At 66.2% G+C, this 14,276-nt stretch carries 15 protein-coding genes; all 15 read left to right on the top strand.

The annotated features are described in order from the left end of the window. Positions 1-305: 305 nt before the first annotated feature. The 15 genes from NWE53_RS16545 to NWE53_RS16475 all read left to right on the top strand — a co-directional run bounded on the left by NWE53_RS16545 (position 306) and on the right by NWE53_RS16475 (position 14,206). Positions 306-920 (top strand): MarR family transcriptional regulator, encoded by a 615-nt coding sequence (locus tag NWE53_RS16545; protein WP_265050469.1) that lies wholly within the window; start codon positions 306-308, stop codon positions 918-920. Continuing rightward, the gene (locus tag NWE53_RS16540; RefSeq protein WP_265050468.1) at positions 869-2,062 is read left to right on the top strand and encodes a glycosyltransferase; all 1,194 of its coding nucleotides are present in this window, start codon (positions 869-871) and stop codon (positions 2,060-2,062) included. Before NWE53_RS16545 ends, NWE53_RS16540 begins: the two co-directional genes overlap by 52 nt. A 91-nt stretch (positions 2,063-2,153) precedes the next feature. Continuing rightward, positions 2,154-3,059 carry a LysR family transcriptional regulator gene (locus NWE53_RS16535; RefSeq protein WP_265050467.1) on the top strand — a complete coding sequence of 302 codons (906 nt, stop codon included), beginning with the start codon at positions 2,154-2,156 and terminating at the stop codon, positions 3,057-3,059. Positions 3,060-3,159: 100 nt separating this feature from the next. Next, entirely contained in the window at positions 3,160-3,990 is an 831-nt protein-coding gene (locus NWE53_RS16530; RefSeq protein ID WP_265050466.1) for an NAD(P)-dependent oxidoreductase, read from the top strand. Beyond that, on the top strand, positions 3,990-4,976 hold the full coding sequence (locus NWE53_RS16525; protein WP_265050465.1) for a Bug family tripartite tricarboxylate transporter substrate binding protein: 987 nt from the start codon (positions 3,990-3,992) through the stop codon (positions 4,974-4,976). The genes NWE53_RS16530 and NWE53_RS16525 overlap by 1 nt, the downstream gene beginning before the upstream one ends. 4 nt (positions 4,977-4,980) lie before the next feature. Beyond that, positions 4,981-6,099: a 4-oxalomesaconate tautomerase gene (locus NWE53_RS16520; RefSeq protein ID WP_265050464.1), complete on the top strand. Its 1,119-nt coding sequence runs from the start codon at positions 4,981-4,983 to the stop codon at positions 6,097-6,099. Positions 6,100-6,119: 20 nt separating this feature from the next. After that, a complete protein-coding gene (locus tag NWE53_RS16515) occupies positions 6,120-6,845 on the top strand; it encodes a PIG-L deacetylase family protein (RefSeq protein WP_265050463.1) in 726 nt (241 codons plus the stop codon). Further along, entirely contained in the window at positions 6,842-7,531 is a 690-nt protein-coding gene (locus NWE53_RS16510) for a 4-carboxy-4-hydroxy-2-oxoadipate aldolase/oxaloacetate decarboxylase (RefSeq protein WP_265050462.1), read from the top strand. The genes NWE53_RS16515 and NWE53_RS16510 overlap by 4 nt, the downstream gene beginning before the upstream one ends. Before the next feature lie 51 nt (positions 7,532-7,582). After that, positions 7,583-8,758, top strand: a complete 1,176-nt coding sequence (locus NWE53_RS16505; RefSeq protein ID WP_265050461.1) for an ABC transporter substrate-binding protein — start codon at positions 7,583-7,585, stop codon at positions 8,756-8,758. A gap of 31 nt (positions 8,759-8,789) precedes the next feature. After that, positions 8,790-9,647, top strand: a complete 858-nt coding sequence (locus NWE53_RS16500) for a branched-chain amino acid ABC transporter permease (protein WP_265050460.1) — start codon at positions 8,790-8,792, stop codon at positions 9,645-9,647. Beyond that, positions 9,644-10,651, top strand: coding sequence for a branched-chain amino acid ABC transporter permease (locus tag NWE53_RS16495; protein WP_265050459.1), 1,008 nt, complete (start codon positions 9,644-9,646; stop codon positions 10,649-10,651). Before NWE53_RS16500 ends, NWE53_RS16495 begins: the two co-directional genes overlap by 4 nt. Beyond that, positions 10,648-11,400: an ABC transporter ATP-binding protein gene (locus NWE53_RS16490; protein ID WP_265050458.1), complete on the top strand. Its 753-nt coding sequence runs from the start codon at positions 10,648-10,650 to the stop codon at positions 11,398-11,400. Before NWE53_RS16495 ends, NWE53_RS16490 begins: the two co-directional genes overlap by 4 nt. Next, positions 11,393-12,103, top strand: coding sequence for an ABC transporter ATP-binding protein (locus NWE53_RS16485; RefSeq protein WP_265050457.1), 711 nt, complete (start codon positions 11,393-11,395; stop codon positions 12,101-12,103). The genes NWE53_RS16490 and NWE53_RS16485 overlap by 8 nt, the downstream gene beginning before the upstream one ends. Positions 12,104-12,128: 25 nt before the next feature. Next, the gene (locus NWE53_RS16480; RefSeq protein WP_265050456.1) at positions 12,129-13,238 is read left to right on the top strand and encodes a 5-methyltetrahydropteroyltriglutamate--homocysteine S-methyltransferase; all 1,110 of its coding nucleotides are present in this window, start codon (positions 12,129-12,131) and stop codon (positions 13,236-13,238) included. Beyond that, positions 13,235-14,206: a catechol 2,3-dioxygenase gene (locus NWE53_RS16475; protein ID WP_265050455.1), complete on the top strand. Its 972-nt coding sequence runs from the start codon at positions 13,235-13,237 to the stop codon at positions 14,204-14,206. Before NWE53_RS16480 ends, NWE53_RS16475 begins: the two co-directional genes overlap by 4 nt. Positions 14,207-14,276 lie beyond the last annotated feature (70 nt).

The raw sequence follows: 14,276 nt of genomic DNA, 5'->3' as shown, positions 1-14,276 counted from the left end.
ATTTGGCGCGGGGAAGCGACACAGCGGCCGCCGCAAGCATGCCCGCTATCAGCAAGGCAAACGTGATACGGAACGAGTGTCAAGATTATGACAGATTAGAACGCTAATCCATTGAGTCGGAAGAAAGCAAATGGGGCAAAACTATGCAAAACTTTGAATTTCGAATTAGTTTCCGGTCATATCTGGATTGATGCAATCTTAATTGTTAGCCAATGTATGTGGCATGTGCTTTGCCTATAGGCTCTAAGGAGCGAAGGGGATCAAAACGGGTGGATTGTTCAATTTTCGATCAGGCGGAGTAAGGGATGCACTTCAAATTGCATGGCGGCGAGCAATTCCTAGGCAGATCCTTGAACGGCCACCATCAGGCCAACGGTTCGGACGACCTCGACGAGGGGCCCGACCGCAGAATTTCCCCGTTCGACCTGGCGCGGGTCGTCGAACGCGTCAGCCGGCGCTTTCTGGATTATCTGCGCCTCGAGCTGACCAAGCTCGGCATCGACGACATCTCGCCATCACAGGTGATGGTCCTGATGACGATCGGGCAGGGCGAGATCGCGGTCCGCGATCTGCTGGACCGCGGACATTATGGGGGGTCCAATGCGTCCTACAATCTCAAGCAGCTGGTCGAAAGCGGCTATCTCGACCGTGGCGCCTCGCCGCGGGATCGCCGGCAGGCGCGGATATCTCTCTCCCTGAAGGGGCAGATGCTGTGCGAGCGGCTACGTCTGCTCGACGAAGCCAGCCAGGTCGGCCAGCGCCTCGAAAGCAATCGCGACACCGATCTCAACACCACCCATGAAACCCTGCGCCAGCTCGAGCAGTGGTGGAACGACGCACTCCGTTATGGCGGGGTCCTGCTCGCATCATGCATGTCCTATTCGTTCATCGCGCAGGATCTGGTCAATTCGCTGCTCTGATCGCGAGCCTCGTCGCCCAGGGTGACGAGGTCACGCTGATCACGGAACGCCCGGCGCAGGAGCAGCCGGGCGTCAGCCAGCTCGTCTATTCGGTGGAGGAGACGTCGACGCGGCATGCCGCGCTCGCCGCCACCGAATATCATCTGCGGACGGGCGAGGCGGTTGCAGGGTTGATGGAACGCCTGAAACACAGCGATCCGCCCGATGTCGTCCTCGGACATATCGGCTGGGGCGGGATGCTGTTCGCCCGCGACGCGCTGCCGAATGCGGCGCTGATCGGCTATTGCGAATATTATTATCGCAGCGTCGGGTCGGATCTGGATTTCGGTACGGCCGAGCCGATTCCGGCAGAGGAGCGCCACCGCGTCCGCATGCGCAACGCTGCTCAGCTTCTCGCTCTCGATGCGCTCGACGCGGCCTATGCTCCGACGCAGTGGCAGCGGCAGCAATATCCGGCGGCTTATCGCAAGCGCATCGCGGTCTGCCATGACGGGGTCGACACGGCGTTCTGCCGGCCCGATGCGCAGGCTTCCTTCGCGCTTCCCGATGGCCGCGTGCTCTCATCGGGTGCGCCGGTCGTCACCTTCGTGGCGCGCGATCTCGATCCCTATCGCGGCTATCCCCAGTTCATGCGCGCCGCCGCGATCCTGGCCGAGCGCTATCCGGACCTGATATTCGTGGCGGTCGGCGGCGATGGCTCGGGCTATGGGCGCCCACGCAGCGACGGGTCGAGCTGGCGCGATGCGATGTGCGCGGAAACCGGCCTGGCCGATCGGGTCATCCATATTCCCTGGCTGCCTTATGAGAGCCTGATCCGGCTGTTCCAGGTTTCGGCAGCCCATGTCTATCTCACCGTTCCCTTCGTGCTGTCATGGTCGTTGCTCGAGGCGATGGCCTGCGGCTGCCTCGTCGTCGGATCGGACACCGACCCGGTGAAGGAGGTGATTCGTGACGGGGTCAACGGGTTGCTCACGCCGTTTCACAACGAGCGATTGCTGGCGCAGCGCATCGAGCAGGCGCTGTCCCATCCCTTGTCGACGCGGTCTCTAAGGCGGGCCGCACGTGAGACGGTCGTCGCCGGTTACGAGCGTGAGCGCTGCATCGACCGGCAGATCGGCTGGATCCGGCAGCTCGGCGATTAGAAAAGCGAGGTGTTTGTAAGCCGGGAGCTTGCTGGTACCGGTGGGGATCGCTTTTCCGTCAGCGGTCGCCATGCAGGGGTCAGACAATCCAATGCGCGTGGATGTTCTCGGGCTTCAGGCCTTCATCAGCATCGCGGAGCGCGGCAGCTTCCGCGCCGCGGCGTCGCATCTGAACCTGTCGCAGACCGCTCTCAGCCACCGCATCCGCAAGCTCGAGGAATCGCTGGGCACGCCGCTGTTCCTGCGCACCACGCGTCAGGTCTCGCTGACCGCCGCCGGCACGACGTTGCTTCCGCGGGCGCGCCGCATCTTCGAGGATCTCGGATCCGCGCTCGACGAGGTCAGGGTCGATGTCCGCGAGGGCGACGAGCAGGTCTCCGTCGGCTGCCTGCCGACGGTCGCCGTCCATTGCATGCCGCCGGTGATTGCAGCCTTCGCGAAGCGCCATCCCGGCATTGGGGTGAGGATCCACGACAATTCGGCTTCGGAGATCGCCGAGAAGGTCCAGTCCGGCGAGGCGGAGTTCGGTGTCACCATCGTCGCGGCGAATCGCTGGGATCTGGAGCTGAAGCCGGTCGTGAAGGAGCCTTTCGTGCTGGTCAGCCATCGCAGCATGCCGCTGGCACAGGCGTCGTCTCTGACCTGGGCCCAGCTGCAGGGCGAGCCGTTGGTGCGCATCAGCGCCGAGACCGGCAATCGCATCCTGATCGACGATGCGCTGGGGGCGCGGCGCGAGAGCCTGACCTGGCGCTACGAGGTGCAGCGGGTCGTCACCGCCGTCAGTCTCGTGCGCTCCCGCATCGGCTATGCGATCGTGCCGCAGTTCGCGCTCGACGCTGTCGATGACGGCGAACTCGTCGCCGTGCAGCTGCGCGCGCCGGCGGTGACGCGCACGCTCGGCATCATCACACGAAAGACCGTGCCGCTGCGCCCGGCGGCGCGCGATCTTCTCTCGCTGTTGAGCCAGGCGCTGAAGCGATCGGTCTCGCCGCGATGAGATGAATGAAATTAATCAATCGCTGCATTCTTATCATTTGATGAAGCAATGAGCCTGTTCCACCCTTGCTGCGGGAAGAAACGCGCAGGGAGTGGCGACGATGGCTGGTTCGACACCGGCGACGATCGCATTCATCGGATTTGGCGAGGTCGGGCAGAGCTTTTCGCGCGGCCTGCTGGCCCATGGCGCTGCCGGAATCCGCGCCTATGATCTGCTTTTCGGCAGCGGGGCGGGACGGCGGCTGGAGGATGCGGCGAGCCAGATCGGCGTGACCTGCGGTGCGTCACCGGCGGAAGCCGGCGCGCGCGCGTCCTTCGTCTTCTCGGCGGTGACAGCCGATCGTGCGGAGGCGGTGGCTGCCGAGGCCGCGCGCTGGCTCAGGCCCGGCCAGATCTTCGTCGACGTGAATTCGGCGGCACCCTCGACCAAGCAGCGCGCCGCCAAGGCGGTGGAAGCCAGCGGCGCCGATTATGTCGAGGCGGCCGTGATGGCGCCAGTGTTGAAGCCCGGCCTCAAGGTGCCGATCCTCGCCGGCGGTCCGAAGGCGCAGGCGGCGGCCGAGGCGCTCAACGGGTTAGGCATGAGCCTGACGCCGGTTTCGGAAGTCTTTGGCCGCGCATCGGCGATGAAGCTCTGCCGCAGCATCGTCATCAAGGGGCTGGAGGCGTTGATGGTCGATTGCGCCGCCTCCTGCGAGGCATGGGACGTCAAGGACCCGGTCTTCGCGAGCCTGCACGCCACCTTCCCCTCGATCGATTTCCATGCGCTCGCATCCGACATGCGCGAACGCGTCGCGACCCATGGCGTGCGCCGTGCGGCCGAGATGCGCGAGGCGGCGGAGATGCTCGCGGCTGCCGGGCTGGCGCCCGGCCTCGCCAGTGCCGTCGCCGATGCGCAGCAGCGCGGGGCACGCCGCAAGGGAGGCGCCTGATGCAGCCCGATCGCCGCTCCGTTCTTGCCGGCCTCGGCACGGCCGGGCTCTCCGGCTTGGCACCGACGCAAGCCCGGGCCGAATGGCCGAGCCAGATCATCCGCCTCGTCGTGCCCTTCACCCCCGGCGGCAGCACCGACGTGCTGGCGCGCTTGATCGCCGCCAAGCTGGAACGCGCGATCCCGGGCAAGGGCTTCGTTATCGAGAACCGGCCGGGGGCCGGCGGCATGACGGCGGCGGGCCAAGTCGCGAAGTCCGAGCCCGATGGCCATACGCTGATGATGGGGCATATCGGGACGCTCGCCTTCGCGCCCGCGCTATATCCCAATGTGCCCTATGACCCGGTCAAGGATTTCCAGCCGGTCCCGCTTGTCGCGATGGTGCCGAACATCCTGGCGATCAATCCGAAGCTGCCGGCCAAGACGCTCGGTGAGTTCGTGGCCTACGCCAAGGCAAATCCCGGCAAGCTGAACTACAGCTCGGGCGGGCAGGGCAGCGCGGCCCATATCGCAACGGCCTATCTGACCTATCGCGCCGGTATCGAGGCCGTGCACGTGCCCTATCGCGGCACGGCGCCTTCGGTAAACGACCTCGTCGCCGGCAATGTGCAGTTCACGCTGACCGGCGGCCCGGCCGTGCTGCCGCTGTCCGAGGGCGGACAGCTCAGGGTGCTCGGCGTCGCCAGCCGCGAGCGCGTCGGCTTCGCGCCTGAGTTGCCGACGCTGGCCGAGAGCGGTCTGCCGGATTTCGAGGCGGTGCAGTGGTACGGCGTGGTGGCGCCCGCCAAGACGCCGCGTGCGATCGTCGATCGGCTCAACCGCGAGATCAATGCGCTGCTCGGCCAGCCCGATTTCGCCGCTGCCCTGGCCCGCGACGGTGCGATCGCTCGGCCCGAGTCGCCGGATGGCTTCGGCAAGTTGATCGCTTCGGAGCTGGCGCTGTGGCGCGACGTGATCACGCGCGCCGGCATCAAGGCATCGGAGTGAGGCGATGAGCCAGATCGCCGTTCCCTGCATGTTGATCCGCGGTGGCACCTCGAAGGGGGCCTATTTCCTGCGCGACGACCTGCCGGCCGATGTGGCCGCGCGCGATGTCTTCCTGCTCGCGGTGATGGGCTCGCCCGACAAGCGGCAGGTCGACGGGCTCGGCGGGGCTCATCCTCTGACGAGCAAGGTGGCGATCGTTTCGAAATCTGACGAGCCGGGCTGCGACATCGATTTCCTGTTCGCGCAGGTCGGCATCGAGACGGCGCAAGTCGATACGACGCCGAATTGCGGCAACATCCTCGCCGGGATCGGGCCCTTCGCGCTGGCGCGCGGCCTGGTGAAGGCGAGCGGCGCGCGCACGACCATCCGCGTCCGCACGATCAACACCGGCACCATCGCCGATCTGACGATGGACACGCCGGATGGCGAGGCGAGCACCGAGGGCAGTGCGCGCATCGATGGCGTGCCGGGCACCTCGGCGCCGATCGATATCAGCTTCCTCGATGCCGAGGGCTCGGTTTGCGGCGCGCTGCTGCCGACCGGCAACGTGGTCGATGAGATCGATGGCGTGCCGTGCACGCTGATCGACAACGGCATGCCGGTGATCGTGATGCGGGCGGTCGATGTCGGGTGCAGCGGCTATGAGCCGCGCGAGCAGCTGGACAAGGACATAGAGCTGAAAGCACGGATCGAGCGCATCAGGATCGCCGCAGGGCCACTGATGAATCTCGGCGAGGTCGCGAAGAAGGTCGTGCCGAAGATCGCGCTCGTCGCGCCGCCGGCTGCCGGCGGTTCGATCTGCACGCGCAGCTTCATCCCGCATGAATGCCACGCCTCGATCGGCGTCTTCGCGGCGGTGACGGTGGCGACTGCCGCCGCCTTGCCGGGCTCGCCCGCGGCTTCCGTCGTGGTGATGCCTGAAGGCCGTGAGCGCTCGCTCTCGGTCGAGCATCCGACGGGCGAATTCACGGTGACGCTGACGGTCGGCGGGACGTCGGAGCGGCCGGCGATCGAGCGGGCCGGATTGCTGCGCACTGCGCGCATCCTGATGGAAGGCCGCGCCTTCGTGCCGGCGAGCGTCATGGCGGCGCATGCGGGCAGCGCCCGTCACGCGGCCGAATGAGACGAGAGGACTGACTGGCGATGGCCAACACGCAGAAGACGGGTCTGGTGATCACGGCGCATCCGGGCGATTTCGTCTGGCGGGCCGGCGGCGCTATCGCGCTGCATGCGAAGCGCGGGATGCGCGTGAAGATCCTCTGCCTGTCCTATGGCGAGCGCGGCGAGAGCCAGTTCGCCTGGAAGAAGGCCGGCGTCAGGATGGAGGATGTCAAGGCACAGCGCCGCGAGGAGGCTGAAGCTGCAGCTGCTATGCTCGGCGCCGAGATCGAGTTCATGGATGCCGGGGACTATCCGCTGCGGACCACGCCCGAGATGCTGGACCGCGCCATCGACATCTTCCACGAACTCAATCCGAGCTTCGTGCTGACCCATGCGCTTGAAGACCCCTACAATTTCGACCATCCCGAGGCGGCCCGCTTCGCGCAGGAGGCGCGCATCATCGCGCAGGCCGCCGGCCACAAGCCCGATCCGGAGCGCGCCTATGCCGCCCCGCCGATCTTCCTGTTCGAGCCGCACCAGCCCGAGCAGTGCAATTTCAAGCCGAACGTCATCCTCAACATCGACGAGGTCTGGGAAACCAAGCGCAAGGCCTTCGAGATCCTCGCCGCGCAGAAGCATCTCTGGGAATACTACACCCGCGTCGCGCTCAATCGCGGCATGCAGGGCGGCCGGAACTCCGGCAAGGCGATGACCTATGGCGAGGCCTATCAGCGGCTCTTCCCGGAAGCGCTGGAGGCGCTGGCATGACCCCCGTCGTCATCCGCACGAAGAAGCGCGCGCCTGCCGCCGCAATGGCCGATCTCGGAGAACTCGGCGTCTCGACCACGCATGAGGCGATGGGCCGGAGCGGGCTGATGAAGCCCTATATGCGGCCGATCTATGCCGGCGCGCAGATCGCCGGCGGGGCGGTGACGGTGCTCGCACAGCCCGGCGACAACTGGATGATCCATGTCGCGATCGAGCAGGTGCAGCCGGGCGACGTGCTCGTCGTCGCCTGCACCACCGACAACACCGACGGCATGTTCGGCGATTTGCTCGCCACCTCGCTGAAGGCGCGCGGCGGTGTCGGCCTCGTCATCGATGCCGGCGTGCGCGACGTGCGCGTGCTGACCGAGATGGGCTTTCCGGTCTGGTCGCGAGCGATCTCGGCCAAGGGCACGGTCAAGGCGACGCTGGGTTCGGTCAACGTGCCGGTGGTCTGCGCGGGGGCGTTGGTCCATCCCGGCGACGTGATCGTCGCGGACGACGATGGCGTGGTCGTGGTGCCGCGCCGCGATGCCGAGGCCGTGGCCGCCGCCGGCCGCAAGCGAGAGGCAGCGGAGGAGGAGAAGCGCAGGCGCCTCGCCTCTGGCGAACTCGGGCTGGACATGTACGCTATGCGCGAAGGCCTCGCCAAGGCTGGCCTCGTCTATCGCGACGACGAAGACGAATAAACAGAAGCAAAGCCCCGCCAAGGGGACCACAAGCATCTCGGGAGGAACGACATGACGCATCGCAGGACAGTTCTGGGTGGAATTCTCGGCTTCACGCTGGCGGCCACGGCCGGCGGCGCGGCGCTGGCGCAGGAGGCAGTGAAAATCGGCTTGATCCTGCCGATGACCGGGCCCTTCGCCTCGACCGGCCGGCAGATCGACGCGGCGGTGAAGCTCTTCCTCGCCAAGGAGGGCGCGGTTCATGGCGGGCGAAAGCTCGAGGTGATCCTCAAGGACGACGCCGGCAATGCCGATGCGACGCGCCGCCTGGCGCAGGAACTGGTCGTCAACGACAAGGTCGCGGTTCTCGCCGGCTTCGGGCTGACGCCGCTCGCCATGGCGACGGCACAGATCGCGACGCAGGCGAAAGTGCCGGAGGTCGTCATGGCCGCGGCGACCGCGTCGATCACCGAAGCCTCGCCCTTCATCGTGCGGACATCCTTCACCCTGCCGCAGGCCTCCGAGCCGATGGCCGACTGGGCCGCGGCCAACGGCATCAAGAAGGTCTTCACGGTCGTGACCGATTACGGGCCGGGCATCGACGCCGAGACCTCCTTCGCGGCGAAGTTCAAGGCGGCGGGCGGCACGGTCGAGAGCGTGCGCGTGCCGCTGCGCAACCCCGATTTCGCGCCCTTCCTGCAGCGCGTCTCGGAAGCCAAGCCGGATGCGCTCTTCGTCTTCGTGCCCTCGGGGACCGGCGCGCAGTTCATGAAGCAGTTCGTCGAGCGCGGGCTGGACAAGGCCGGCGTCAAGCTGATCGGCCCCGGCGACGTCGTCGATGACGACATCCTCGAAGGCATCGGCGATGTCGCTGTCGGCGCGATCACCACGCATCACTACTCGGTCGCCCATGACAGCCCCGCCAACAAGGCCTTCGTCGAGGCTTTCCAGAAGGCCAATCCCGGCATGCGGCCGAATTTCATGGCGGTCGGCGGCTATGACGGCATGCGGCTCATCGCGGAGGCGCTCAAGGCGACCAAGGGCGATTCCGATGGCGAGAAGCTGATCGCGGCGATGAAGGGCGCGGCCTGGGAAAGCCCGCGCGGGCCGATCAAGATCGACCCCGACACGCGCGACATCATCCAGAACATCTACGTCCGCAAGACGCAGAAGGTGGGCTCCGAGCTGCACAATGTCGAGTTCGCGACGATCAAGGACGTCAAGGACCCGGTGAAGGCCCGCAAGTGACGGGCCAGACAGCCAGCCCGGATCGAAGCGCATGCTGACCATCCTGTTCGACGGCATCGCCTATGGGATGGTGCTCTTCGTCCTCGGTTGCGGGTTGTCCGTGACGATGGGGTTGATGAACTTCGTCAACCTCGCTCATGGCGCCTTCGCGATGCTCGGCGGCTATGTCGCCGTGCTGGCGATGCAGCGGCTCGGCCTGCCGTTCCTGGCGAGCCTGCCGCTCGCCTTCCTCGCGGCGGCGCTGGTCGGGATCGTGCTGGAGCGGCTGATCTACCGGCCCATGTACGCCAAAAGCCATCTCGACCAGGTGATGTTCTCGATCGGGCTGGTCTTCATGGCGGTGGCAGGCACCGACTGGCTGATGGGCTCGACCCAGCAGTTCATTCGGCTGCCGGGCTGGCTGCAGGGGCGCTTCGAGATCGCCGGCATCGGCATCGGCCGCTACCGGCTCTTCGTGATCGCGGTCTGCGGTCTGCTGGCGTTCTCGCTGCAATGGGGCTTCACTCGCACCCGCTTCGGCAGTCGGTTGCGGGCCGCGGTGGATGACGCCCGCGTGGCGCGCGGCTTGGGCATTCCCGTGAACCGGCTGTTCGCGCTGACCTTTGCGCTGGGATCGGGGCTCGCCGGATTGGGTGGCGCGCTTGGCATCGAGCTGATGGGGCTCGATCCCAGCTTTCCGCTGAAGTTCATGATCTATTTCCTGATCGTGGTGACGGTCGGCGGCACCTCGAGCATCACCGGGCCGTTCTTCGCCGCCATGCTGCTCGGCGTCGCCGATGTGGTCGGCAAGTACCTCGTGCCGCAGGTCGGCGCCTTCATCATCTACGCGCTGATGGTGGTGCTGCTGATCACCCGGCCGCACGGGCTCTTCGCGAGGGCGCGGGCATGAGCGCCGGCACGTTCGAGACGCGCGTCCGGCAGGCTCTGTACGCCTCGCGGCGCTGGCATCCGGCGGAGATCGCCTTCTGGGTGCTGGCCTTCGCGGCTTTCCTGCTGTTCCCGCGCAATCTGCTGCTGCTCAACGAGATCGCGATCCTCGCGCTGTTCGCCCTCTCGCTGGACCTGATCCTCGGCTATGCCGGCATCGTTTCGCTGGGGCACGCGGCCTTCCTCGGCATGGGCGCCTATGCGGCAGGGCTCACTGCCAAATACGTCACAGCCGATCCGCTGGCCGGGCTTGCCGTCGGCATGGGTGCGGCGGGGCTGCTCGGCCTCGTCACCAGCCCGCTCGTGCTGCGCGGCACCGATCTCACCCGGCTGATGATCACGCTCGGCGTCGCGCTCATCCTCTACGAGCTGGCGAACTCCTTCGGCTCTCTGACCGGCGGCGCGGACGGCCTGCAGGGCATCATGATGGCGCCGGTGCTCGGGCTGTTCGGCTTCGATATCTTCGGCCGCACGGCGTATCTCTATTCGCTCTCGGTGCTTTTCCTGCTGTTCCTGATCGCGCGGCGGGTGATGCATTCGCCCTTCGGCTTGAGCCTGCGCGCGGTGCGGGACAACCCGCTGCGCGCCTCGGCCTCGGGCGTGCCGAACGGCCGGCGCCTCGCCGCGGCCTACGCGCTCGCGGCGGCCTATGCCGGGGCGGCGGGCGCGCTGCTCGCCCAGACCACGCAGTTCGTCTCGCTCGACGTGCTCGACTTCCACCGCTCGGCCGATCTGATGCTCGTGCTGATCATCGGTGGCGCCGGCTATCTCTATGGCGGGCTGGTCGGCGCGATCGCCTTCAAGCTGCTGCAGGACGTGATCGCGAGCTTCACCCCGCAATACTGGATGTTCTGGATCGGGCTCTTCCTGGTGCTGTTCGTGCTCGGCGGGCGCGAGATGATCCATGGGGCGATCAAGAAGATCGCCGGACGCTTCGCCCGGTTCGGGCGGGGAGGGGCGCAATGACGATCGCGCTCCAGACTTTCGACCTCTACAAGAGCTTCGGCGGCAACACCGCCACGGATCATGTCGACTTCACTCTCGAGCGCGGCGCGCGCCACGCGCTGATCGGGCCGAACGGCGCCGGCAAGACCACCTTCGTCAACCAGCTCACCGGCGTGCTGCGGCCGACATCGGGCCGTGTCGAACTGATGGGCGAGGACATCACGAAGCTGCCGCGCGAGGCGCGGGTGAAGCGCGGGCTCGCCCGCACCTTCCAGATCAACCAGCTCTTCGCTACGATGACGCCGCTGGAGATGATCGCGCTGGTCACCTCCGAGCGGCTCGGCCGGGGCACGCATCCTTTCCGCGCGCTGGATCGCGATCCCGATCTCGTGGCTGAGACCGCCGAGATCCTGACCCGCTTCAGGCTCGACGACATCATGGATAGCCGCATCGCGACGCTGCCCTATGGCAAGCAGCGCCAGATCGAGATCGCCGCCTCCTTTGCCGCGAGGCCGTCGGTTCTGCTGCTCGACGAGCCGGCGGCCGGCGTGCCGGAAGCCGAGCGCCGCGAATTGATGCAGACGGTCGCCGAATTGCCCGACGACGTCTCCGTGCTGCTGATCGAGCACGACATGGACCTCGTCTTCCGCTTCGCGACGCGGATCACCGTGCTGGTCAATGGCCGGGTTCTGGCGGAGGGAACTCCGGACGAGATGGCGCATGATCCGGCCGTGCGTGCCGCCTATCTCGGCGAGGGCGCCCATGTCTGAACTCCTGCAGATCGAGAAGCTGTGCGCCGGTTATGGCGAGGCGCAGGTGCTGTTCGACATCGACCTCACGCTGGCGGAGGGGCATTCGCTTGCGCTGCTCGGCCGCAACGGCGTCGGCAAGACGACGCTGGTCAACAGCATCATCGGCGTCACGCGCCGGCGTGGCGGGCGGATCGTGCTCGCCGGGCGTGATCTCACCAGCGTCTCGCCCGAACAGCGAGCGCAGGCCGGCATCGGCTGGGTGCCGCAGGAGCGCAACATCTTCAAGTCGCTGACCGTGCTGGAAAACCTGACCGCCGTCGCGCGTCCGGGGCCATGGGATACCGCCCGCGTCTTCCGGATGTTTCCACGCCTCGCCGAGCGCAAAGCCAATCTCGGCAACCAGCTTTCCGGCGGCGAGCAGCAGATGCTGGCGATCGGCCGGGCGCTGATGCTCAACCCTAAGCTATTGCTGCTCGACGAGCCGACCGAGGGGCTGGCGCCGATCATCGTCGAGGAACTGCTGCGGGCGTTGAAGGCGCTGTTCCGCGACGAAGGGCTCTCCGCCATCGTGATCGAGCAACATGCGCGCAAGATCCTCGAGCTGACGGACGACGCCATCGTCCTCGAACGCGGCCGCGTGGTCCTGGCGGAACGCAGTGCTACGCTCATCGCCGAGCCGCAGCGGCTCGAACATCACCTCGGCCTCGCCGCCGCGGCCTGACCATCAAGAACCGGGAGGACAAGACATGACCCAGAGACAGAAGCCGCCGTTCCGGGGCGATATGGTGGGCAGCCTGCTGCGTAGCGCGCCCGTCAAGGAAGCCCGCGCCAAGGTCGCCGCCGGCGAGATGAGCCATCCGGAGCTCACCACGATCGAGGACGAGGAGATCAGGAAGCTCGTCAAGAAGCAGGAGGAGATCGGCCTGCAGGCGGTGACCGACGGCGAGTATCGCCGCGCCTTCTGGCATTTCGACTTCCTCGACGGCTTGGACGGCGTCACGACCTACGAGACCGACGCAGGGATTCAGTTCAAGGGCGTCGCCACCAAGGGGCATGGCATCCGCGTGACCGGCAAGCTGGATTTCCCGGCCGACCATCCGCATCTCCAGCATTTCAAGTTCCTGGCGTCGGTCACCAGCCGCGTGCCGAAGATGACCATTCCGAGCCCGTCGATGCTGCACTACCGCGGCGGACGGAAAGCGGTCGACCCGAGCGCCTATCTCAAGATGGAGGATTACTACGACGATCTGGGCAAGGCCTACGCCAAGGCGATCAAGGCCTTCTACGATGCCGGCTGCCGCTATCTGCAGCTCGACGACACCAGCCTGTCCTATTTCTGCGATCCCGAGCAGCGCAAGATGCTGGCAGAGCGCGGCGACGACCCGGACAAGCTCATCTTCATCTATCGCGACGTGCTTAACGCCGCACTGAAGGCCAAGCCTGCCGACATGCAGATCACCACCCATACCTGCCGCGGCAATTTCAAATCGACCTTCATCGCCTCGGGCGGCTACGAGCCGGTGGCCGATCTCGTCTTCAACCAGATCGATGTCGACGGCTATTTCATGGAATGGGACGACGACCGCTCCGGCGGCTTCGAGCCGCTGCGCTTCCTGCCCAAGGGCGACAAGCACGTCGTGCTCGGCCTCGTGACCTCAAAGTTCGGTTCGGTCGAGAGCAAGGACAATCTCAAGCGCCGCATCGAGGAAGCCGCGAATTTCGCCCCGCTGGAACAGCTCTGCCTGTCGCCGCAATGCGGCTTCGCCTCGACCGAGGAAGGCAATGTGCTGGCCGAGGACGAGCAATGGGCCAAGCTCTCGCGCATCCTCGAAACCGCCAGGGAAGTCTGGGGATGAGCAGCGAGCCCTGTTTCGACGTCGCTCATCTCGGCCATGTCGAGCTCTTCACCAACAAGCCCGAGGCCAGCCTCGATTTCTTCGTCAACATCTTCGGATTGACGGAGAGTGGGCGGGAGGGCGATTCCGTCTATCTGCGCGCCTGGGACGATTACGAGTTCCACACGCTGAAGCTCACCGCTTCAAATAACACCGGGGTCGGTCATATCGGTTACCGCGCCTCGAGCGAGGCAGCGCTCCTGCGCCGCGTCGCCGCGATCGAGGCGATGGGGGCCGGCATCGGCTGGAGCGAGGGCGATCTCGGCCATGGCCGCGCCTATCGCTTCCGCGATCCCGACAACCACGTCTTCGAGATCTATTTCGAGACGAACAAGTATGTCGCTCCCGAAGCGGAGCGGCCGGCGCTGAAGAACCAGGCGCAGCGCAACCATGGCCGCGGTTGCGCGGTGCGCCGGCTCGACCATCTCAACCTGCTCGCGCAGGATGTCGCGGTGATCCGCGACTTCATGCCGAAGGCGCTGGGCAGCCGCGTCACCGAGCAGATCGTGCTGGATTCGGGCGAGGTCGGCGGCTGCTGGTTCACCGTCAACAACAAGAGCTACGACATCGCCTATACGCGCGACCACACGCCGGCGCAGGGGCGCTTCCACCATGTCACCTATGCGGTGGACCAGCGCGAGCACATCCTGGAGGCGGCCGATCTCTTCCTGGAGAACGGCGTCTTCATCGAGACCGGCCCGCACAAGCATGCGGTGCAGCAGACCTTCTTCCTCTATGTCTACGAGCCCGCCGGCAACCGCGTCGAGATCGCCAATGCCGGCGCGCGCCTGATCCTTGATCCGGACTGGCAGACCGTGACCTGGACCGAGACCGAACGGAAGAAGGGCCAGGCCTGGGGGCTCAAGACGATCGAGAGCTTCCATACGCATGGCACGCCGCCGGCAGCGTCGGCGCCGGGATCGCCTTGAACGAGGCCGTCATTCCGGGGCATGCCGCAGGCATGAGCCCGGAACCCATGAACACCGTCGCGGCTGGACA

Source organism: Bosea sp. NBC_00550 (assembly GCF_026020075.1).
Taxonomy (GTDB): Bacteria; Pseudomonadota; Alphaproteobacteria; order Rhizobiales; family Beijerinckiaceae; genus Allobosea.
This window is presented reverse-complemented; position numbering and strand designations above follow the sequence as displayed.